At 71.5% G+C, this 21,104-nt stretch carries 19 protein-coding genes and 3 pseudogenes; 13 read left to right on the forward strand and 9 right to left on the reverse strand.

All coding sequences use genetic code 11. The features are described 5' to 3' along the window. Nucleotides 1–87 precede the first annotated feature (87 nt). The 5 genes and pseudogenes from ABZ374_RS12970 to ABZ374_RS12990 all read left to right on the forward strand — a co-directional run. Nucleotides 88–534, forward strand: a complete 447-nt coding sequence (locus tag ABZ374_RS12970; RefSeq protein ID WP_360310106.1) for a TIGR03618 family F420-dependent PPOX class oxidoreductase — start codon at nucleotides 88–90, stop codon at nucleotides 532–534. 113 nt (nucleotides 535–647) lie between these two features. Further along, the gene (locus ABZ374_RS12975) at nucleotides 648–944 is read left to right on the forward strand and encodes a hypothetical protein (protein ID WP_360310108.1); all 297 of its coding nucleotides are present in this window, start codon (nucleotides 648–650) and stop codon (nucleotides 942–944) included. Nucleotides 945–2,041: 1,097 nt separating this feature from the next. Beyond that, a complete protein-coding gene (locus tag ABZ374_RS12980) occupies nucleotides 2,042–2,638 on the forward strand; it encodes a hypothetical protein (RefSeq protein WP_360310110.1) in 597 nt (198 codons plus the stop codon). Nucleotides 2,639–2,757: 119 nt separating this feature from the next. Further along, nucleotides 2,758–3,035, forward strand: a pseudogene (locus tag ABZ374_RS12985) (M20/M25/M40 family metallo-hydrolase); the annotation flags it as partial. A gap of 12 nt (nucleotides 3,036–3,047) precedes the next feature. Next, nucleotides 3,048–3,201 (forward strand): annotated as a pseudogene (locus ABZ374_RS12990) (FAD-linked oxidase C-terminal domain-containing protein); the annotation flags it as partial. A 119-nt stretch (nucleotides 3,202–3,320) separates the two neighbouring features. Here ABZ374_RS12990 and ABZ374_RS12995 read toward each other — a convergent pair. After that, a complete protein-coding gene (locus ABZ374_RS12995; protein WP_360310112.1) occupies nucleotides 3,321–3,857 on the reverse strand; it encodes a PadR family transcriptional regulator in 537 nt (178 codons plus the stop codon). A gap of 71 nt (nucleotides 3,858–3,928) precedes the next feature. Between ABZ374_RS12995 and ABZ374_RS13000 the strand changes: the two genes are divergently transcribed. From ABZ374_RS13000 to ABZ374_RS13010, 3 genes are all read left to right on the forward strand, one after another. Further along, nucleotides 3,929–5,164 (forward strand): amidohydrolase family protein, encoded by a 1,236-nt coding sequence (locus ABZ374_RS13000; RefSeq protein ID WP_360310114.1) that lies wholly within the window; start codon nucleotides 3,929–3,931, stop codon nucleotides 5,162–5,164. A gap of 63 nt (nucleotides 5,165–5,227) precedes the next feature. Continuing rightward, the gene (locus tag ABZ374_RS13005) at nucleotides 5,228–5,755 is read left to right on the forward strand and encodes a VOC family protein (protein WP_360310116.1); all 528 of its coding nucleotides are present in this window, start codon (nucleotides 5,228–5,230) and stop codon (nucleotides 5,753–5,755) included. Next, nucleotides 5,755–6,711: an alcohol dehydrogenase catalytic domain-containing protein gene (locus tag ABZ374_RS13010; RefSeq protein ID WP_360310118.1), complete on the forward strand. Its 957-nt coding sequence runs from the start codon at nucleotides 5,755–5,757 to the stop codon at nucleotides 6,709–6,711. The genes ABZ374_RS13005 and ABZ374_RS13010 overlap by 1 nt, the downstream gene beginning before the upstream one ends. 609 nt (nucleotides 6,712–7,320) lie before the next feature. Here ABZ374_RS13010 and ABZ374_RS13015 read toward each other — a convergent pair. Further along, nucleotides 7,321–8,955, reverse strand: coding sequence for a hypothetical protein (locus ABZ374_RS13015; RefSeq protein WP_360310120.1), 1,635 nt, complete (start codon nucleotides 8,953–8,955; stop codon nucleotides 7,321–7,323). Nucleotides 8,956–9,702: 747 nt separating this feature from the next. On the opposite strand from ABZ374_RS13015, the gene ABZ374_RS13020 reads away from it, so the two are divergent. Further along, nucleotides 9,703–10,149 carry a hypothetical protein gene (locus tag ABZ374_RS13020; RefSeq protein WP_360310122.1) on the forward strand — a complete coding sequence of 149 codons (447 nt, stop codon included), beginning with the start codon at nucleotides 9,703–9,705 and terminating at the stop codon, nucleotides 10,147–10,149. A gap of 582 nt (nucleotides 10,150–10,731) precedes the next feature. Here the strand turns inward: ABZ374_RS13020 and ABZ374_RS13025 are convergent. After that, the gene (locus ABZ374_RS13025; RefSeq protein WP_360310124.1) at nucleotides 10,732–11,211 is read right to left on the reverse strand and encodes a CGNR zinc finger domain-containing protein; all 480 of its coding nucleotides are present in this window, start codon (nucleotides 11,209–11,211) and stop codon (nucleotides 10,732–10,734) included. Nucleotides 11,212–11,320: 109 nt separating this feature from the next. Between ABZ374_RS13025 and ABZ374_RS13030 the strand changes: the two genes are divergently transcribed. After that, nucleotides 11,321–12,187: an alpha/beta hydrolase gene (locus tag ABZ374_RS13030; protein ID WP_360310126.1), complete on the forward strand. Its 867-nt coding sequence runs from the start codon at nucleotides 11,321–11,323 to the stop codon at nucleotides 12,185–12,187. A gap of 94 nt (nucleotides 12,188–12,281) precedes the next feature. Here ABZ374_RS13030 and ABZ374_RS13035 read toward each other — a convergent pair whose 3' ends face one another. Then, nucleotides 12,282–12,830 carry a helix-turn-helix domain-containing protein gene (locus ABZ374_RS13035; protein WP_360310128.1) on the reverse strand — a complete coding sequence of 183 codons (549 nt, stop codon included), beginning with the start codon at nucleotides 12,828–12,830 and terminating at the stop codon, nucleotides 12,282–12,284. Nucleotides 12,831–13,005: 175 nt separating this feature from the next. On the opposite strand from ABZ374_RS13035, the gene ABZ374_RS13040 reads away from it, so the two are divergent. Beyond that, nucleotides 13,006–14,619, forward strand: coding sequence for an acetolactate synthase large subunit (locus ABZ374_RS13040; protein ID WP_360310130.1), 1,614 nt, complete (start codon nucleotides 13,006–13,008; stop codon nucleotides 14,617–14,619). A gap of 71 nt (nucleotides 14,620–14,690) precedes the next feature. Here the strand turns inward: ABZ374_RS13040 and ABZ374_RS13045 are convergent. Further along, nucleotides 14,691–14,780 (reverse strand): annotated as a pseudogene (locus ABZ374_RS13045) (heme-binding protein); the annotation flags it as partial. A gap of 199 nt (nucleotides 14,781–14,979) precedes the next feature. Continuing rightward, nucleotides 14,980–15,948: an NADP-dependent oxidoreductase gene (locus ABZ374_RS13050; protein WP_360310132.1), complete on the reverse strand. Its 969-nt coding sequence runs from the start codon at nucleotides 15,946–15,948 to the stop codon at nucleotides 14,980–14,982. Between the two features lie 141 nt (nucleotides 15,949–16,089). Between ABZ374_RS13050 and ABZ374_RS13055 the strand changes: the two genes are divergently transcribed. After that, nucleotides 16,090–16,473, forward strand: a complete 384-nt coding sequence (locus tag ABZ374_RS13055; RefSeq protein ID WP_360310134.1) for a helix-turn-helix domain-containing protein — start codon at nucleotides 16,090–16,092, stop codon at nucleotides 16,471–16,473. Between the two features lie 203 nt (nucleotides 16,474–16,676). On the opposite strand, the gene ABZ374_RS13060 is transcribed toward ABZ374_RS13055, so the two are convergent. Continuing rightward, nucleotides 16,677–17,402: a TetR/AcrR family transcriptional regulator gene (locus ABZ374_RS13060; protein WP_360310136.1), complete on the reverse strand. Its 726-nt coding sequence runs from the start codon at nucleotides 17,400–17,402 to the stop codon at nucleotides 16,677–16,679. A gap of 125 nt (nucleotides 17,403–17,527) precedes the next feature. On the opposite strand from ABZ374_RS13060, the gene ABZ374_RS13065 reads away from it, so the two are divergent. Continuing rightward, nucleotides 17,528–18,565, forward strand: a complete 1,038-nt coding sequence (locus ABZ374_RS13065) for an amidohydrolase family protein (protein ID WP_360310138.1) — start codon at nucleotides 17,528–17,530, stop codon at nucleotides 18,563–18,565. A 283-nt stretch (nucleotides 18,566–18,848) separates the two neighbouring features. Here ABZ374_RS13065 and ABZ374_RS13070 read toward each other — a convergent pair whose 3' ends face one another. Beyond that, nucleotides 18,849–19,883 (reverse strand): phosphotransferase family protein, encoded by a 1,035-nt coding sequence (locus tag ABZ374_RS13070; RefSeq protein ID WP_360310140.1) that lies wholly within the window; start codon nucleotides 19,881–19,883, stop codon nucleotides 18,849–18,851. Further along, on the reverse strand, nucleotides 19,880–21,070 hold the full coding sequence (locus ABZ374_RS13075; RefSeq protein WP_360310142.1) for an acyl-CoA dehydrogenase: 1,191 nt from the start codon (nucleotides 21,068–21,070) through the stop codon (nucleotides 19,880–19,882). Before ABZ374_RS13075 ends, ABZ374_RS13070 begins: the two co-directional genes overlap by 4 nt. Between the last annotated feature and the right edge of the window lie 34 nt (nucleotides 21,071–21,104).

Below are 21,104 nucleotides of genomic sequence, written 5' to 3' on the forward strand. Positions count from 1 at the left end.
CGGGCGGTCTCGCGGTATCGGCTTCTCCCATCGGATTTCACGGCCTCTCCGTGCCATCCGTCGACCCCGGTCGGGTAGCGTCCCAGGATGACCGTGACATTCGACGAGGCCGTCCGCGCCCGGCTGCAAGCCCCCAACATCTGGTACGTCGGCACCGTGTTCCCCGACGGAGCCCCCCAGGTCAGCCCGATGTGGGTGGACCTGGAAGGTGAGGGGGAGTTGACGTTCAACACCTCGGCGGGTCGGGTGAAGGAGGAGAACCTGCGCCGAGACCCCCGCGTCTACCTCTCGCACGCGGACACCGCCGACCCCTTCGACCGCGTGCAGATCAGCGGCGTGGTGGCCCGCTTCGTCGACGGTCGGGAGGCGCACGACCGGATGGACGTACTGGCCCGCAAGTACCTGGGCGTCGACCGCTTCGAGTGGACCATGCCGGGGGAGCGGCGCATCGCGGTGATCGTGCGCCCGCTCAAGGTGCGGCACATCGTCGGAGTGGAACGATTCCGGCCCGGCGGCCCCGTCCCCGCTTCCTGAAGGACTTCCTGCGTCGCCTCGAACGCTTCGGCGACTCGGCCGGGCGGAAACTGTCGACGACTTGAACGCTCGTATGGGTGTGCGATGTTCGGTGGGAGCGGTAGCGTCGGCTCGTGGAACGTTGCCCCGCTGCGCACGACGACGACCCGGTTCCTTGCGAGGGCCCAGCCGACGCGGTCCGCGTCGTGGATCAGCTCGGCGCCGAGACGCTCGCCTGTGTCCGGCACGGCGCCGTCCTGTACGCGTCGCTGCTCGAACCGCACGTGTACCCGGGCCCCGGCGGACGAGACGGCGACGCCGCCGAGGTGCATCACCTGGGCCGCGCGCTGCGCCCGTTCGCCTTCGCCGCCGACGAAGACCACGACATCACTCGCGAGATCGAGACCTACCTGAGGTATCGAGGCGCCTGACCGAGGGCGGACGAGCGGGGGAGGCCGTGCCTGCCCTCCCGCGGCGGAAAGCGTCGAGACTGCGGCCAAGACCGCAGGGCCGGTCGCCGCTCGCGGTGCGTCCCTGTCGCGCGGAGGCAGGGGTGCCCGGGGCGGAAGGCGGGCGCGGGGCGCCCGCCGTTCTGCGGTGTTGGAGCCGGGGCCACCCCGACACGGCCCGGATGACGTCGGGTTGCTGCGCCGAACGGTGCCGTCCGCGGCGTGCGGAACGCAGTCGACGGGAGCGCCCGGGATGCGGAACAAGGTGCCCCGGTGTTCGCGCTACCGGAAACTACGGGTGGCCGTGGTGCTGTTGGCGGTCCTGGTTGCCGGACTCGGGGGCTCGTTCCGCAGGTGACCGGCGCGCCGGCCGGAGTCGGCCGACAGGCGAACGGCTTCGAGTCGGTCCAGGTCCGCGACTCGGCCCGGGAGCACTTCGGCGGCTCCCCCTGCCCAGGACTGTGAGCCACGACGCGCGCGCCGGCCGACGAGTCGCTCGACCGGAGCGGCGGTTCGGTGGTGGCGGCGGGCAGTTCGGCCGCGCGGCCGACGACGTGAGGCGCGTGTCCGCGTCAGGCCGTCTGCCCGTTTCACACGGCCCGGGTCGGCGAAGTGCCGTCGGCCGAGGCGGACTCGGCGCGGTGCGTGCATCCACCCCGACCATGACGGCTCCGCCGGGCCGGATGATCTCGGACACCCCTGCACCCCGCAGATCGGCCATCGGGGGTCGACAGGAGCTCCTCGGCGATGTCGCACCTCGGAGGACGAAGCCGCGGTCCGATGTGGTCGGCGCGCGGACCATGCGGCGAACTCCCGCCGGTGGAAGCCCCGTTGGGGTGTCGTGTCCGTGCCCGGAGAACGTGGGCGGCTGCCGCTGCTCAGGGATACGTTTCGGGAGAGAGTTGCCCGGAAAGCTGGTGTCGGCCGGTACAACGGACCCGTATATTGGCGTATCGGATGTGCCGGTCATATCCGACAGCAGCGTGATCACTCTGCGGTGCTCATTCGTGCCACCCCTCACCCGAGCGGTTCCGGGGCGGTGTACGAGGGGTGGCTTCCAACATCATGGGAGAGCCGTAATGGTTGGGATCCGGCGCGGGCGTCACGCCCCGAACAAGGCATCACTCGGCATCCTGGGGCTCGTCGCGGCCCTGGTCCTGGGCGTATTCGTGATCAGCCCGACGGTCGGTTCCGCGGCATCGTCCGCCTCGACGTCGGTCCAGACCAGGTACAGCCCGCTCGGTGCCATCGCCAGTGGTCCCGCCGGCCCGGCGACCGCCAAGCTCACCGTCGCGCCGTACTGTTGCCCGTCCAGCGCGGTCGTGCTGACACCGCAACAGGTGATCACCGATCGCGACTCCCAGGGGATGAACCTCGGTCTGCCGTCCGACAACACCTCGGTCAGTGCCGTCGAGGTGTGCTACGCCGTCCTCTCGGCCACGGTCGGTCGGACGTACATCAGCCAGACGCGAGTGACGGACATGACCCTGCCGAACTCGGCGCTCGTCAGCTTCGAGGACAACACCGACCGAACTGCGGTCGGCCCCGCCTGCTACACGATGCCTGCCCACATCACGCCCACCGGGGCGATGACGCTCAGGCTGAGTGTGGTCTTCGGCAGTACCGCCGACCGCATCACGATCGGCATGGTCAAGCTCACGGGCCAGTCCGAGTAGCCGTGCCGTGGTGTCGCCGCGGTGGTCGGTGTGTGGGTGTCTTTCGAACGCGGGAGCAGTCGCGAACGGGCTTTGGCAGGACGGGCATTCCGCTGTTCGGAGTCCGTGGGTGTCGGGACGACGCCCTGCCGGGCATCGGCCACGCGTGCGGCCACGACGTCAACGGCGCGGCGGCGGTCGCAGCGGCCCTCGCGCTCGCCCCGCTCGCCGACGAATTCGGCCTGACCGTCAAGCTGTTGGGCACTCCGGCGGAGGAGTCCGGCGGTGGCAAGGTCTACCTGCTGGAGCGGGGCGCGTTCGACGACGTCGCGACGGCGATGATGGTGCACGCCGCGCCGATGGAGTCACCGCGCACGCTGCGGTGATGCCGCACCAGGGCGTCAACGCCGCCGACGCGACCGAGGCGATCGAACCGGGTGGGACGATCACCGGGGAGCACGGAAATCGGCTGGTTGAAGAGGTCCGGCCTGAGCCGGGAGTCGGACCCGCTCGTGTCGGACATGCATCGCGCCGTCAAGCGGGCCCTCGATCCCGCAGGAATCCTCAAGCCGGGCAAAGTCTTCGCGATGGACAACCGATGGCAGGGCGGTCTCCCCACCGAATGCGAGCCGGGTACCCCGCGCTGCCGACGCGGCGCGGGGTGCATTCGATGTTCGGGGACGAAAGGGTGTGGGCTGCCGTGTTACCCGGGGGCTGAACCGCCGGCGAGTTCGGTTGCCGCGTGGTCGCACCAGGTGAGGCCGGCCCGGGCCTGGCCGAGGCCGTAGGCGCGGAGCAGGGGTCGGGTGGCGGTGCCTGCTTCGGATTCGAAGTACGCGATCCAGCCGAGGAATTCGCGGCGCTTGTGGGCGATGAGGGCGAGTGCGTCCGTCGAGGACAGCGTGTCGACGAAGGTGAGCTTCAGCAGCGCCTCGTCACGCAGCCGGGGTGGGCCGGGCGGGGCGGCCAGCCAGTCGTGCAGGGCGGCGCGGCCCGCGTCGGTGGCCTGCCAGATCGTCTGGTTGCGGGGCCCGGAGGTGCCGAGCGGCTCGGTCAGGCCGAGGTCCTGTAGTTGTTTGAGCTGTGGGTAGAGCTGGGCGTAGCTGACGCCCCAGAAGGCGTCGACCTGGGCGAGCGCGGCCTGTTTGATCTCGTAGCCGGAGCGGGGCTGCAGCACGATGAAGCCGAGCGCGGTCCACCCGGTCTCGGTCAGCGGCGGCAGGGGTGCGGATTCGGTCACGGCTCTTGCCTCCTCAACATGCATGGCATATATGTATCCCAGTTATATCGGATCGCGTGGAGGTGCCACTCATGGAGCGACTGATTCTGGCCGACGCGACCGTATTGGACGGCGTCAATCCGTCTGCGGCGGGGCGGACCGTGGTCGTCGAGGGCGATCGCATCACGGCGGTCACGCCCGGCACGGTGGTGCCCCGGGACGGAGACCGGGTCGTGGACCTGGCCGGGCGGACGGTCATGCCGGGCATGTTCACCTGCCACTTCCACGCCACCTACCACGAGCTGGGGTCGCGGCCGAACGTGCCGTACGGCAACGAATACCCGCCCTCGTACCAGGCACTGATCGCGGCGAAGAACCTCGACACCGCGCTGGCGCACGGCTACACGTCCGTGATCGGCGCGGGCGCCGCCAACGAGGTCGAAGGCGGCGTGAAGCGGGCGATCGAGGACGGGATGACGCCCGGCCCCAGGTTCTGGCCCTCCGGTCGTGAACTGTCGACGACCGGGCACGCCAACGACGGGGTGCCGTGGCACTGGGGCATGCCCGCGCCCGGCGCGGTGCGGCTGTGCGACGGGGCCGAGGGCTTCCGGTACGGGGTACGCGAGGAGATCAAGCGCGGCGCCGAGGTGATCAAGCTGTTCGTCACCGGCGGGCACGGGACCACGGCGCCCAAGGACCGCATCGAGATGACGCGCGACGAGCTGGCCGCCGCGATCGAGACCGCGCACTCGCGCGGCGCGCTGGTGCGCGCCCATCTGGTCAACAAGCCCGCCATCATGATGGCCCTGGAGCTGGGCATCGACATCGTGGACCACTGCGACGAGATGGACGACGAGGTCATCGCGGCGCTGGTGGACACCCGCGCGTTCGTGGTCCCGTCGCTGCACTTTCCCAAGCACTTCCTCGAAGTGATGGGTGCCGGCCTGGGGTTCGCGGCGGACGCGATCCGCGCCGACCTGGAGAGCATGTACGCGGCGATCCCCAAGGCCCAGGCCGCCGGCGTGCGGTTCGTCCTCGGCGACGACTACGGCGCGGTCGGCTTCGCGCACGGCCTGTACGGGCGGGAGTTTCGCCTCTACACCGAGCACGCGGGCATCACCCCGGCGGAGATCGTCGGCTGGGCCACCCGCAACGGTGCCGAACTGGTCGGCCGCGCCGCCGACCTCGGCACCGTGGAGACGGGCAAGCTCGCCGACCTGCTCATCCTGGACACCGATCCCACCGTCGATCTCGCGGTTCTCGCCGAGGGCACGCCCCGGGCGGTCCTCAAAGGCGGCGAACTCGTGCACGGGCAGTTCCCCGGCTGACCACACGTGCCCCGACCGGCACCCCCGTACCCACAAGACAGAACCGCAGCACGGAGGTTTTCCATGGCGACCGCGATCGGCTCCATCCACCAGCTCGGCTACGTGGTCCGCGACGTCCGCGCGGCGATGCGGCACTGGACCGAGAACCTCGGCATCGGGCCGTTCTTCCACTTCCCCGACGCCGGCATCGTCAACACCTACTACCTCGGGACGCGCACCGACGCGCGCATCGCGGTCGGCATCGCCTACTCCGGCGACCTGCAGATCGAACTGATCCAGCAGCTCAATCCCGAAGCGCCCAGCGCCTACACGGAGTTCCTCAGTGAGCACGGCGAAGGGCTGCACCACCTGTGCCACTTCACCACCGAATACGACGCGTACGTGCGCCGCTTCGCCGACGCCGGCGTCGAGCCGTACCACTGGGGGGACGCCGGGCCGCAGGCGCGGTTCGCGTACTTCCCCACCGAAGGGCACGGCGGTTCGGTCGCGGAAGTCTACGAGAGTACGCTGCACGGCGACTTCTTCGCCATGATGCGCGACGCCGCCCGCGACTGGGACGGCACCGACCCGGTTCGCGAGGTGACCCTGTGATGAAGGCGGTGCGCAACACCGCCGACGGCATCCGGGTCCTGGAGGTTCCCGAACCGGCGGACCGCAACGGGGTGCCGCCGGTGGAGGTCACCGTCGTCTCCACCGCCATCTGCGGCAGCGACCTGCACCTGATGGCGATGGGCCCATCCCCGGTCACCCCCGGCCACGAGTTCGCCGGCCTGCTGCCCGACGGCACCCCCGTCGCGGTGCGCCCGTACCTTCCGTGCGACGCCTGCGACCAGTGCGCCGCCGGGGCCGGCCAGCTCTGCCGGACCGGCGGCGAACGCCTGCTGGGCGTCGCGATCGACGGCGGCATGGCCGAACGCGTCCGGGTCGATCCCGGAGCGCTGTTCCCGCTCGTCGACACCTCGGGCGCCGGCGTCGACCCGCGTGACGGCGCCCTCGTCGAACCGCTCGCCGTCGCCCTGCACGGCCTCAACCGCGCCGGCGTGACCGCCGGCCGGCGCGTGCTGGTGATCGGCGGCGGCCCGATCGGACTGTGCGCCGTCGCCGCCGCCCGCCACCTCGGCGCCGACGTCGACCTGACCGAACCGCGGCCACACCGCGCCGAAGCCGGCGAAGCGCTCGGCGCCCGCATCCGCGCCACCGGCGAATACGACACGGTCCTCGACGCCGCCGCCGTCCAATCCTCCTTCGACCTGGCGGTCGCCCACCTGCGGCCACGCGGCACCCTCGGCCTGCTGGGCACGTTCTGGACGCCGGTGGCGATGGACTACACGACCCAGATGAAAGAGATCACCATCGTCCCCGCCTTCATGTACGGACACCACCACGGCGCACCCGAGTTCGCACAGGCCACCGACATCCTGCGCGCCGTACCCGACTTGCCTCGGGTCCTGATCACCCACCGCTTCCCCCTCGACGAAGCCGCCCGCGCCTTCGCCGTCGCCCAGGACCCCGCCGCCGCAGCGATCAAGGTCGTCCTCGAACCCTGAGCGGAACCCCGCACACGCGCCCCCACCCTCACCGGCCACGCGCCTCACGCTCCACGGCCCGCCGCTGCGCCGGGACCGCAACGGATGCGGGTCGCCGAGGCTCGGCGTCCGCGTGGCCGGGGGCGGACCGGGCGATCGTGCCCTCGCACCGGAGTGGTCGGGGCGGGCGGGCCAGGCGTCGGTGATGGTGTCGGTGTCGGGTCGGTCAGGGTGCGCCACGTCAGGACGGCGGTGCCGCCCATGCGGGTGAGTTCGTAGCGGTCGCCGCGCAGCCGGGCGGCGTGGGGCGCGGCGGATTCCGTCGGCGTCGCGGTAAGTGTCGGAGACCGTGTACTGGTTGCCGAGCGTGCGCCATTCCGGTGTCGGCGTCCGGGAGCCCACGGCGGTCGGGACGTGGTGGTCGCTGCGGTGCCGGACGCCTTGGAGGCCGCGACGGGGAGGCCGTAGCCCGACATCGCCTCGGTGGGGGCCGGCACGGTCTCCAGGGACCGGTAGGCGGCGTACGCGGTTACCGGCAAGGTTTGGTGGTTCGTGTCTGCACCGGGTTCGGGGTTCCGTGTGTCCGGTGGGGTGGGTGTCGGGTTTCCGGGCTGTGCCAAGTGTGTTCGGTCATGGGGCGGGTTCCACGGCGTGCAGGACTGTTCGGTCCTCGTTCCCGGTGAGCAGGAGCGCGCGGCCGGTGTTGACGGCCCAGGGGACGGCGGTGTGGTCCGGCATCGTGAGGGCGCCGCGGACGGTCAACGCGACGGGGTGGCCCTCGCGGGTGCCGTAGACGCGATCGCCGGCGACGGAGCGGGCGACGGCGCCCGGGGTGACCGACGCGCGTCCTTCGGCGAGGTCGACGACGACGGGTCCCAGGGCCGCGAGGGGGCCGTCGTCGGAGCGGATCCAGGTGTTCGAGAGGGATCCGGCGGGGGCGTCGGCGTGGGCGAGTACCCGGCCGGAGGAGGAGTCGTGGACGGCGAGTGTCTCGGTGTCGTCCCGGGGCCCGGACCACACGACGGCGACCGACCCGTGTCCGCCGCCGGCCACGCGGAGCATGCGCGCGCCGGGGTGCGGCGGGACCGGGGCGACCCCGCGTGTCGTGCCGTCGAAGCCGAGCAGTTCCCAGGGTCCGACGGCGCGTCCCGCGAGGACGTGCGTGGCGTCGGCGGCCATCGCGACGGTTCCGGGGGGCACCCGGACGGGGGCGAGGACGCCGCCGCGCAGCGCGGCGGCCGATCCGTCGGGTCCGGTCACCAGGGGGAGGGCGCCGGCGTAGCTGACGCGGGCGCCGGGCGCGAGCGCGACGGTGTCGGGCGGGCTCCAGGGGCGGGGGCCGCCATGTCTGGGCCACACCACGAGTCCGTCCCGGGTCTCGGCGACGAGTACCGGCGCGGTCGGGTCGCCGGTGGCGTGGAGCGCGAGATGGCCCGCCGGCAGCGGTTCGCCGGCTTCCTCGATCCGCCCGTCTCGGGGATCGAGGAGGGCGACGCGACGGTCCGGCGTGAGTACGGCCAGGACGTTCCCGAGCGCGGCCACGCTCGGGCGGCCGGCTCCCGGCGGTGCGATCGACCGCGTCCAGGCGGACGTTCGTTGCCAGCCGGCCGGGGAGGTGAATGCGGCGGTCTCGGCACGCGAGGTCGTGCCCGGTCCGGGGTCGGCGGGTTCGTCGTCCGGCCACGCCAGGACCGCGGCGACCGTGACCGCCGCGGCGATCGCGAGGCCGATCGCGGCCGGGGTGACGCGGGGGAGGGACCGGGTCGCACGCCGCCGTGCGCGACCGGGGCGCGCGGGCGTGGTCGAGGGTGGCCGCCCGGTGGGCGGCGGGGCGGTCTCGGGCGGGTCCGGCGTCTCGTACGGATCGTGTTCGTGGGTGAGGTGTCCGTCGGGGTCGGCCCGTTGCCCGTCGAACTCGTCGTCGTCGGTCGCCGCGGCGTCCTCCCCGAACGTCGGGGCGTGCGCCTGGTCGTCGGGGGCCTCGTCGTCGGGTTCGGGATCGGGATGGGGTTCGGCCAGGAACGTGAGCGTCCCGTCCGGGTCGACGAGGAGTGGGTAGTGCGTGCCGTCCGGATCGATGTCGATCGCGCGTACGGGCCGGTCGAGGAGGGAGGCGGTGAAGCGCACCTCGTCGATGGCGGCGTGCCGGGCCTGCGTCCCCTCGGGAACGTGGACGGGCGTGCCGTCCACGGTCGCTGTGCCGTCCTGGGGGTACTCGATGACGAACAAGGGCGTGGCCGGGACGGCGGAGGCGTGGGTGGTCAACGGTTCTCCCGCGTTCTCGGGCGATTGGGGCGGGTGCGGTCGTGGCATGGGCGAGGCCCGGACGGCGCGCGGGTGGCCCGGCGGGGGCCGGACGGCGCGCGGGTGGCCCGGATCGGAAGGCCGCCCCGCGCGGACTGCGGCGCCTGACGTCCCGGCGCGCGGGGGCTTCGCCTTCGTGGGGCGGGACGCGTACGGGGCCGCGGGGCATCGCGCCGGGTCCGGCCGGGTGGCGGTTGTTCCGGTCGGACGTGTTCGGGACCGTCCCGCGCGTCGACGCCCCCGTCCGACGTCTTCGGTCCGACGTCCCGGGGGGAGACGGGGTCCGACCCCGCGACCAGGACGATCCTCTCGGCCACGGTCGGCTCCTCGCTGTCGTCGATCGAGTGGTCCCGGCCCTCGGCTCCCGCACCGTCGGCGCCCGCGCCTCTCGCGATACCGGTTCAACGAGCGGCCCACGCCCCGGCAACGGATCGGTCGCCCGATCGCGTTGGCGACGACACCGAACGGCCGGCCCGCCGCGCCCGCCCCGCGCCGAAAGACGCCCGAGCCCCGACCCCGAACCCCGACCCCGAATCCGTCGACACCACGCCGCCGATTCCGTGTCCGTCGACGTCGCACCGCCGACCCCGTGAACCATCCACCGCGATCCGCGACTCGCCCCGTGAGGCCACCACGGCACCCGAGTGACTCCCCGAGCGTCCGCGCGTTACCCCCTACGGGACAGACCTCGTGCTCACGGAGGAATACGTGCATATCACCCGACCGGCCGCCGCGACGGCTCTCCTGCTCCTGCTCCTGGCCGCCTGTGACACCGCGCCGGCCACCGGCCCCACCCAAGCCCTCGATCCCGCCCTGGCCGCGAACAGCGCGCCTCTCCCCGACGCCGGCACACCCCGGCTCCCGCCACCCGCCACCCTCCCCCTCGGCCCGACCGGCCCCGCGACACCCCCGCCCCCGGCGCCGTCCACCACGCCGCCCGACCCGCGCGGGGACACCCGACCGGCCGGATCCCCCCAGCCGCCCCGCGGATCCGGCACCTCGGGCCGTGTCGACCGTCCCCCCACACGACCCGACCGCGTCACCTCCCGACCGGACGCGGTCGACCCCTGGGCCGCCTGCGGCTTCGGAGTCCGCTTCGCCGGCGGCAAGGACGATTCCCCCCAGGCCCGCATCTGCCGCCCCAACCACGGCTGACTCCCCCCGAACGACGCCCGGCACCCATCCGAACACTCGATCCGGCCGCCATCGACCGCTACGGAGACCGCCTCGACATCGTCCCCGTCGACCTCGGCAGCCACCACTTCCCGGTCGAGTCCCCCCAAGCCACGGCGAAACTCCTGACGGCCATCCGCAACCGACGCGACCTCGGTGTGGGCCGTGGCCGATCCACGGCCCGCATCGCCCACGGCTCACGGCCCGACCCGGACGGCAGTGTCGAACCAATCACCGGTCACGGATCCCAATCGGCCCTGCCGACCGGCCACTTCACCCGCAAGGTAAAGAGTTCGACCGTGCCCAGCCCGCTGCGCCGGCGGAACGTCACCATCCCCAACCGGGTGTCGCACCGTCCCCGGAATGCAACCGCAGGCCGCCCGCAGGAAGGACGCACACCAACTCCCCTGGACGGGGGCCGGGCGGAACGGTTCCCTGGGTGCGGACGACGGCGGCCGGCAGGCCCTCGCGCCGTCGGTGATTCCCTTCGGCGACCTGAACGCACCCCGCCAGGCCGACCACACCGACATCGACGAGATGGTCCAGGCGTTCGCCCGGGACGGGTCAGCGGGTGCGTTCGTAGTGGCGGCGTGCCTTTTCGCGGTTGCCGCAGGCGGCCATCGAGCACCAGCGGGCGCGGTTGGCGCGGCTGCGATCGAGCAGGAACAGTTGGCACTCGTCATTGGCGCAGGCGCGTAGCCGGCCGGGCAGTTGCTTCTCGGCGGCGGCCCAGGCGAGAACGACCTCGACGGCCAGGCGGGCGTGCGGGGGAGTCTTGACGGTCCATTCAAGACCATCCGAAGTGAGTTCCGGGACCTGGTGGACGCCTTCGAGCAGCGGGCGCAATGCGGTGGGCGGGCTGTCTCCGCGCACTACGTCCCGCAGGATGTCCCGCGTTTCACGCAGCAGCGCCAATTCCGCGAGGCTGCCTTCGCCGTCATGCTCCCGCGCCCAGCGTCTGCCTCCGGCCGGATCGCCGAGCGCGTCCTGTTCCTCGCCGTTGACCAGTGGCCTGCTGTTGAGCAGGTCCAGCAGCGTGTCCATCGGGTGCCGCTTCCTTCCGACTAACCAGATCGAGTCGTTTGACAGGTTAGTTTACTCGTGCTTGCATGACGAGAAGCTAACCGGATCAAGCACGTGAAGGGGTTAGAGAATGCGCTCGGTGCACCACCGGACCGCCACCGTCGACGGCCATGAGATCTTCTACCGCGAAGCCGGCGCCGCAGACGCCCCCGCGATCGTCCTGCTGCACGGCTACCCGACCAGCTCGTTCATGTTCCGCGAACTCATCCCGCTGCTGGCCGACGACTACCACGTCATCGCGCCGGACCACCTCGGCTTCGGCCACTCCGACGCCCCCCTCGTCGAGGACTTCACCTACACCTTCGACGCCCTCACCGAACTCACCTCCGGACTGCTCGACCAGCTGGGCCTGGACCGCTACGCCCTCTACGTCCAGGACTACGGCGCCCCCATCGGATGGCGCCTCGCGCTCAAGCACCCCGAACGCATCTCCGCCCTCGTCACCCAGAACGGCAACGGCTACGAGGACGGTTTCGTCGAGTCGTTCTGGACCGACGTCTGGGCCTACGGGGCGAACCCCGGTCCCGACACCGAACCCGCCGTTCGCGCCGCGCTGAGCCTCGACGCCATTCGATGGCAGTACGTGCACGGTGTGCCCGATCCGAGCCTGGTCAGCCCGGACACCTGGGAGCACGACTTCGCCCTCGTCTCCCGCGAGGGCAACGACGAGATCCAACTGGCGCTGTTCCGCGACTACCGGAACAACCGCCCGCTCTACCCGCTGCTGCACGAATTCCTGCGTGCCGGCGAGGTCCCGGTGCTCGCGGTGTGGGGCCGCAACGACGAAATCTTCGGCCCGGCGGGCGCGCGGGCCTTCGCCCGGGACGCCAAGGACGCGGAGGTGCATCTGGTCGACGGCGGTCACTTCCTGCTGGAGAGCCACCTGGACGTCGTTGCGGGTTACCTGCACGGCTTCCTCGGGCGGGTGCTGCGATGAGAGCCCGGTGGGGCCGCATCGGATACCGGGCGAAGCACCCGGCCGCCGGTGGACCCGCACGGGCCGCACCGGCCGCAGGGGTGATCGGTTCCGTTCAGTTCTGTTCCAGGACGAATACGGCGCTGGTTTCCGGTGCCAGGGCCTCGAAGACGTGGGGGATGTCGCCGCGGTAGCTCACGTAGTCGCCGACGTCGAGTTCGACGGCCTGGTCGAGAGGCCCTGCCATCGCGCGTCCGGCGGTGAGGACGACGTGTTCGATCGTTCCCGGCAGGTGCGGTGAGGACCGGCGGGCTCTGCCGGGTTCGGCGCGGATCCGGTAGATGTCGCACTGCGCTTCCGGCGCGCAGGATGCGAGCAGTGTGGCCGTGTAGTCGGATTCCTCCGCGTGGGTGGGGCTCCCCTCGTCGGCGCGCAGGATGCGGATGGCGGGGCGCGGCGGTGTGACCAGCCGGCTGAACGGGACGCCGAGCGCCACGCTGAGCGCCCATACGGTCTCCACTCCCGGATTGCCCGTACCGGCCTCCAGTTGCGACACGGTGGCCTTGCTCAGACCTGCGAGGCGGGCGAGTTCGCTCAGTGACAGCCCCCTGCGCTGTCGCTCGCTGCGAACCGCGGCCGAAATCGCTGCGACGGGTGATGCCATGGGGGACGACTCCAGAGGCTTGTGGGTTCGACGCCGGCGTGGCCAGTGGCCCGGCATCGTCCGAACGTTCGCTGTGGCGAACGTTCGGGCGAAAAAATGTACAGTGATTCTGTCCGATCGGCAGCCGGAACGGGCGATCGATGGACCCCTGGACAGGACACGGAAAGGAGCAACGGTGCAAGGGACGAGCGGAGCGCACGCGTTGGTGCGTACGTTGGTGGACAGCGATGTGCGGGTTTGTTTTGCGAACCCGGGCACGTCCGAGATGCATTTCGTGGCCGCGCTGGACGCCCTGCCGCAGATGCGCGGGGTGCTGTGTCTCTTCGAGGGAGTCGCCACCGGCGCGGCCGACGGATACGGACGGATGACGGGGCGCCCGGCCGCGACGCTCCTGCATCTCGGGCCCGGGTTGGCCAACGGACTCGCCAACCTGCACAACGCCCGCCGTGCGAACACCCCGGTGGTGAATGTCGTGGGCGATCACGCCATCGACCACAAGCCTCTGGATTCCCTGCTGGAGTCGGACATCGACGCGCTCGCCGGCACGGTCTCCACCTGGGTGCGGCGTTCCACGACCACCGAGGCGCTCGGCGCCGACGCGGCCGACGCGGTCGCGGCGGCGCTGACCTGCTTCGACGGCGCCGAGGAGGTCGGACGGGGCTCCTCCCGAACCGGTACGTCCGGGTCCGTCTCGACCCTCATCGCCCCGGCGAACCTGTCCTGGTCGGCGGGAGGCCGACCGGCTCGGCCGGTGAAGATACCCGCGCCCCCCGCGCCTTCCGAAGAGCACGTGCGGTCCATCGCGAGGCTGCTGCGCTCGGGAGAATCGTGCGTACTCCTGCTGGACGGTGCAGCGTTGAGCGAGCGGGGACTGCGCGCGGCGAGCCGGATCGAGCACGCCACCGGCGCGCGGTTGCTCTCGCGGAACTGGGCCGCCCGCCAACGCCGAGGCGCGGGGGTGCCACTCGTCGAGCCCCTCGCGTACCGAGGCGAACAGATCACCGTGCAACTTCGGGACGCACAACACCTCGTCCTGTGCGGTGCGCGTACGCCGGTGACCTCGTTCGCCTACCCCGACCGCAGCAGTCTGCCGACGCCCCCCGATACCCGGGTGCACGTCCTGGCCGAGGACGGAGGCGCCGACGCCGTACTCGCGCTGGACATGCTGGCCGACCATGTCGCGCCAGGCATCGAGCCGGTCCTCGCCCCGCTGTCGCCGCCGCCACTGCCGCGCGGCGAGCTGACCGTCGACAACTGGACGGCGGTCATCGGCGCCCTGCTTCCCCACGACGCCATCGTCTGCGACGAGTCCATCACGGCGGGCATGGCCACACTCCAGCCGGCGACCGCCTGCTCACCGCCCCACGACATGCTGGGATTGACCGGTCTGTCGATCGGACAGGGACTGCCCTCGGCCACCGGGGCGGCGATCGCCTGCCCCGACCGCCCCGTGATCTGCCTCCAGGCCGACGGCAGTGCCATGTACACCCTGTCCGCCCTGTGGAGCCACGCCCGGGAAAACCTCGACATCACGACCGTGATCCTCAACAACAGCTCCTACGCGATCCTGCGCGCCGAACTGGAACGCGTCGGTGCCACCGCCGAGGCGTCCGCCCAACTCTTCGACCTGTCGCGCCCGGATCTGGACTTCGTCTCCCTCGCCAACGGCATGGGCGTGCCCGCAGGCCGCGCCAGGACCGCCGAGGAACTGGCCCGGCAGTTCCGTCGGGCCCTGTCCGAACCCGGCCCCCACCTCATCGAGGCCGTGCTGCCGCCGCGCGCCGGCTGAGGGAGTGAGCGGCTGATCACGGCCGTCCATGCCTTGTCGACCGCCACCTCGGCGGCCAGGAGCGGCGCGTCGTCGGTGCGCTCGAACGCCTTGAGACGACCTCCGGTGTCGGTGACCGCTGCCGCGACCGGGAAGCCGATCTCATCGGCGGCGGCGAGCACCGCCCCCGATCAGCTCGGAGGCAGCGGAGCGGGTGATGGTGGGAGCGGACTGCGACTTCGCCTGTGTTCGACGGTTCATCGGTGCCTTCCTGCGCGACGAATGAGGGTGGGGGTGATTGCCGGGGAGGGGCGTTCGAGGACGCGTCAGGCCGGTCGTGCGCCGGCGACGGGTGGCGGTGCACATGCCGGGAAGCGTGGGTCAGGAGGTGACACGCAGGACGAGCTTGCCGCGGGTACGGTTGTTCTCGCCGCGGGCGTGGGCCCGGGCGACCTGCTCCAGCGCGAAGACCTCCTCGACCTCGACTGCCACCGCTCCGGCATCGATGAGCTCGGCGATCCGGGTCAGGGCCGTGCCGTCGGGTTCGACCAGGAAGGCGCTCGCACGCATACCGCGCGCCCGAGCGGCCTCGGCCAGTTCGGCCGAGACCCCACCGGGGATCGCGACGAGCAGGCCGCCGGGGCGCAGCACATCGAGCGATCGGGTGCCGGTGCGGTCGTGATCGTCACCGACCAGGTCGATGACCACGTCGACGTCACGGACCGCGTCCTCGAAGCGGGCGGCGGTGTAGTCGACGAGTTCGTCCGCGCCGAGTTCGGTCAGCCAGTCGTGGCGGCCACCGCTCGCGGTGCCGATGACGTGCGCGCCCAGATGCTTGGCGAACTGGACCGCGAAGTGTCCCACCCCGCCCGCGGCCGCGTGGATCAGCACGCGCCGGCCCGTGCGGAGCCCCGCGGTGTCCACCAGCGCCTGCCACGCGGTCAGGGCGGCCAGGGGAACGGCGGCGGCCTGTTCGTGATCGAGAGCGGCGGGCTTGCGGGCGAACTGGCGCGCCGGTGCGGTGACGTACTCGGCGTAGCCGCCGGCCGCGCGGGGGAACCACGGCATCCCGTAGACCTCGTCACCGGGCTCGAAGGTGGTCACCCCGAAGCCGATCTCCTCCACCACCCCGGACACGTCCCAGCCCAGAGTGAACGGCGGCTCGCCCAGCACCCCGGCCATTCCACCGCCGGAACGCGTCTTCCAGTCCACGGGGTTGATCCCGGCGGCGTGCACCCGCACCAGGATCTCGGTCGGCAGGGGCGCGGGCCGGGGCACCCGCGCCACCCGCAGCACCTCCGGACCGCCGAATCCGTCCTGGATCAGCGCGCGCATCAAGGTTGCGGACATACGTCAACTCCAAGCAGGTGGAACGGCGGGAGGCCGGTCGTGCGGCCTCCCGGTTGGTGTTGGCGACGGTATCCACGCGCCTATAGTTACCCGCAAGGGTTACTACTTTCCTTTGGGAAGCAACCAGGTGAGGAGCGGTTCATGGCGATGGAATGTGCAACAGGCCGGCACAGCGACCACGACGTCTACGCCGCCCAGTGCCCCTGCCGCGCGATGCTGGACATGCTCGCCAACAAGTGGTCGGCGCTGGCCATCGGCGCACTCGAACAGGGCCCGCGACGCTTCGGCGAGCTGCAGCGGCGCCTACAGGGCATCAGCCCCAAAGTCCTCACCCAGACCCTGCGCCGTCTGGAGGACTCCGGCATCCTCACCCGCACCGTCTACCCCGCCGTACCCCTGCACGTGGAGTACGCCCTCACCCCTTTGGGCCACGGCGCCGCCGTCCCCCTCGGCCTGCTGCGCACCTGGGTCGAGGAGAACCTCGACAACACCGCCGCAAGCCCGTGCCGGCCCCGGAACGCCTGACCCTCCCCGCCACGACGGGTTCGTAAAGCCACGCGGCCGGACACGGACGGCCAACCACCGTCACACGGACGCACAATCGCATCGAGCCACGACCGTGGCTGTTGCCGATGGGGGACGGGGCTACGCCAACAGGCAGGCGTACAGGCCGCTGCTCGCATTTGTTCGGCTCATGGCGCGACTCCCGCCCCGCTCCGGCCCAGCCGCTATGCGGACAGTCGCCGGAGCCATTCCGCCAGGAGTTGTTGTTCGGCTTCGCTGAGGGCGTTCTGGCCGGGCAGCGCGGCGCGCAGGGCACGGGCGGCGCCGGCCGGCCCCTGTTCGCGTACGGCCGGTTCCCGGGTGGTGACGGTGGTCACCATGGATTCGCGCAGTGCGACGAGGAGTTCCGGGTTTCGCTGGGGCTCGGGCACCGACAGCCAGGTCAGGATGGCACCGCCGGCAGCGGCGTGGACGATCTGGACCGCGAGGCCCTCTTCCACGCGCAAGAGCCCTGCGGCGGCGATGCGGCGGATTCGGTCCAAGAGGTGTTCGAGGCCGATCCGGATGACGGCGGTGGACCGGGTGGGCTCGCCGTACATCAGCAGGTACAGCGCGGGGTTGGTCCGCCCGAACTCGACCACGGCGTCCCAGCCGTCGCGCAGTTCCTTGATCGGGTCCTGCGGGGCGGGGTCGATCTGCCGCTTGGCCGCCAGGAAGCGGGTGAAGCCGTGCTCGGCCACGGCGTCCAGCAGCCCCTCCTTGTCGCCGAACAATCGGTAGAGGGCCGGCGGCTGTAGCCCGGCGGCGTCGGCGACCGCCCGGGTGGTGACCGCGTCGCGGCCGCCGCGCTCCAGCAGGTCCATCGCGGCGTCGATGACCCGGTGGCGCGTCTGCTCGCGCGCCGTGATGCCGGGCTCCGCGCGCCGCGTATAGGTCGGTTCAACAGGCATGGAGCAACGATAGCGCCATCGAGACAGCCTTGCTATCAGTGTTATCGCATTCATGTTGACGTCGTTAATATCGATGATAACGTCGAAGGCGATTCACTGGAAACATCAGTACGAGGAGAACCGTCATGTCCGACCGTTTGCGGATCATCGGAGTGGAAGAGACCGTCGTCGTCCCGGCCGTCCACGAGGCGTACGAGCGGGCCGGATCGCCGCAGATCCCCGCGCGTGGTTTCGGGGACGGTCCGATCGCAAGGAATCTGCACGAGGTCGGGGAGCAGCGGCTGGCCCACATGGACGATCAGGGCATCGACGTCGCCGTGCTGTCCCTGTCGTCTCCGGGCGTGCAGGACCTGCCGGAGGCCGACGCCGTCGCGGTGGCCCGCGAGGCCAACGACCAGCTCGCCGGGATCGTCGCAGCCCGGCCCGACCGCTTCCAGGCGTTCGCCGCGATTCCCACCCAGTCGCCGGTGGCGGCCGCGGCCGAGTTGGAGCGCGCGGTGTGCGAGCTGGGCTTCCCCGGAGCCATGCTGTACGGCCGTACCGGCGACAAGCCGGCCGACCATCCGGACAACGACGAGCTGTACGCGACCGCCGAGCGGCTGGCCGTGCCGTTGCACTTCCACCCGCAGACACCGGTCCGGCCCGTCGTCGACGCCTATTACTCCAACCTCCCGGACCCCATGGGCCCCGTCCTGGCCGGAGCCGGTCTCGGCTGGTACTACGACCTCGGCGTGCAGTACCTGCGCATGATCTTCTCGGGGGTCTTCGACCGGTTCCCCGACCTGCAGGTGATCGCCGGACACTGGGGCGAGGTCGTGCTGTTCTACCTCGACCACATCGGCTTCTTCGGCGAGGCCGGCCGGCTGCGGCAGCCCCTCGCCGACTACTTCAAGCAGAACTTCTGGGTCGCGGGCAGCGGCACCAACAGCCCCCGCTACCTGCGCTGGACCGCCGAAGTGATGGGCACCGACCGGATGTTGTACTCCACCGACTACCCCTTCACCTACGGTTTCCGCCCCGGCGGCTTCCCCTACGTCGACACCAGCAACGGCGAAGCCCGCTCCTTCCTGGAGAACTCGCCCTTCACCGACGAGCAGAAGGCCGACATCGGCCACCGCAACTGGGAACGCCTCACCGCCCGCGCCAAGCGCCCCTCGGCCTGAAGCGCGCCCCCCACCGGCCGGCCGGAATGCCACCACGCCCTCCGGCCGGCCCCACCGTCAACCCCCGGCACCTGCCATCGGCGGGATCTCGGGTGGTCCGCGACGTCGTCCGAAGCGCACCGACGCGAGCGTGTGGTGGGCGAGTCCGGGCAGGCCCGCCGGGCCTACGTCGACACGTCGTTCTCTCCTACGTGGGTGAACGGCGCGGGAACCGCCTCGGCCGCGGCCTCGGTGTCGGAACGCGACCCGGCGGCCGGAGGCGAACAGCCGGGGCCGACGGTGCTCATGTTTTCCCGGCCAGCGCGCGCAGGCCGGCCGCGGCCAGCGGTGCGGGTGCGCGGCCCACGGTCTCGAAGCCGAGACCCCGGGTCAGGCCCAGGCGGAAGCGGGCGTGGATTCCCTCGGCGATGACCGCGGCCTTGAAGTAGCCGAGGGCGATGTAGAAGCCGAGACCGTCCAAGGCGCGCCCGCTCACGAGGCCGTAGTGGTGGGCCAGTTCGGCGGAGGCCGGGAGGCGGTCGCTGGTCGAGGCGGCCGTGCTCCCCAGCACCGGGGCGAAGGCCGGGTCCGCGTATGCCAGGTGAAGGCCCAGGTCGGCGAGCGGGTCGCCGAGAGTGGCCATCTCCCAGTCGACCACGGCGCGCACGTCCGTCGGATCGTCGGGAGCCAGGATGGCGTTGTCGATCCGGAAGTCGCCGTGCACGATCGAGACGCCGCTCTCCGGCGGGCACATCTCGTCGAGCCCGGCGTGCAGGGCGTCGAGGTCGGCGAGGTCTTGGGTGCGTACCCGGTGCCACTGGTCGTACCAGCGCCGGACCTGCCGGGCGAGGTAGCCCTCGGCCCGGCCGAAGCCGTCGAGTCCGACCGAGCCGGGATCGACGGCGTGCAGGCGGGCCAGGGTGTCCACGAGAGCGTGGGCGCAGCCGGCGATCCGCTCGTCCGGCAGCCTGTGCAGTTGCTCACGGGCGCGGATGACGGTTCCCTCGACGTACTCGACCACCGAGAACGGCACACCCAACAGGGCGGTGTCACCGAAGGCGACGGCGCGCGCCACCGGGACCGCGTTGCCGGCGAGCGCGGAGACGACCCGGTACTCCCTGGCCATGTCGTGTGCGGACGGGGTCAGCTCGCCCAGGGGTGGGCGACGAAGGACCCAGTCGGTGTGTCCGTCGGTGACCTTGTAGGTGAGGTTGGACCGTCCGCCGTGCATGAGCTCGGCGGCGAGTTCGCCGCGGAAGCCGGGCACATGTTCCTCGAAGAAGCGGTTCAACAGCGGCAGGTCCAGTCCGTCGGGGCTTTCTCCGGCGTCCGCGTTCACCGGGCGGTCGCCGTCTCGTGTCGGCGGACGACCCGGCGGGCGATGGCCCAGCGGTGGGTTTCCGAGGGCCCGTCGTAGATCCTGAACGGTCGCACCTCGCGCAGGAAGCGCCCCAGCAGGGCGTCCCCGGACACGCCCAGGGAGCCGCAGATCTGCAACGAGCGGTCCACCACCCGCCAGACGGCCTCGGCGCAGAAGGTCTTGGCGATCGAGGTGGACTGTGCTCCCGATCCTCCTCGATCGAGGTCCGCGCACGCCTGCAGGATGAGACCGTGGGCGGCGGCGATGTCGATCTCGTTGTCCGCGATCATCTGCTGGGCCATGCCCAGGTCGGCCAGCCGCGAGCCGAACAACTCGCGGCTGGTCGCCCTGGCCACCGCGATGTCCTGGGCCCGGCGGGCGATGCCGAGCCAGCGCATGCAGTGCGTCGTACGCGCCGGACCGAGCCGGACCCGGGCGTGGCGGAACCCTTCGTCCACCTCCCCGAGTACGGCGTTCTCGGGGACGAGGCAGCCGTCGAAGAACAGTTCGAGGTGTCCGCCGAACAGGCTCTCGTCGAGCGTGTCGATGTGTCGCACGATCTTCATGCCCGGGTTCGTGGCCTCGACGAGAAACATGGTCGCGCCCCCGGCGTCGCCCGGGGTGCCGGAGGTCCGCGCCATCACGATGGCGAAGGCCGCGCCGTCGGCGCCGGTGACGAACCACTTGCGGCCGTCGATGCGCCAGCCGCCCGGGACGCGTTCGGCCCGGGTGGTCAGGGCGCTGGGATCCGACCCGGCCCCCGGGGCGGGTTCGGTCATCGCGAAGCAGGACCGCAGGTCACCGGCGGCGAGGGGGCGCAGCCGGCGCTCCTTCTGCTCGGGTGTCGCGATGGCCTCCAACATGTGCATGTTGCCTTCGTCGGGTGCGGCGATGTTCAGGGCGAGCGGGCCGAGCAACGAGTAGCCGGCCGCCTCGAAGACGAACGCGCGGTCGCGCATGTCCAGGCCGTGCCCGCCGAACTCCGGGGCGACGTGCGGCGCCAGGATGCCCGCCTCGCGGGCGGCCCGCTGAAGTTCCCGTCGTATCGCCTCGGTCGGCACGCCTCTGTGGCGCTCCTCGACCGGAAGTACCGTCTCGCGGACGAACCGCGCGGTGCGTTCCGCCAGTTCCGCCGCGACCGGACCGGGTGTGAGATCGACTGCCATGAACCCTCCCAGGCTAATGAGCGTTAGCCGACCG

Source organism: Embleya sp. NPDC005971 (genome assembly GCF_040629175.1).
Taxonomy (GTDB): Bacteria; Actinomycetota; Actinomycetes; order Streptomycetales; family Streptomycetaceae; genus Embleya.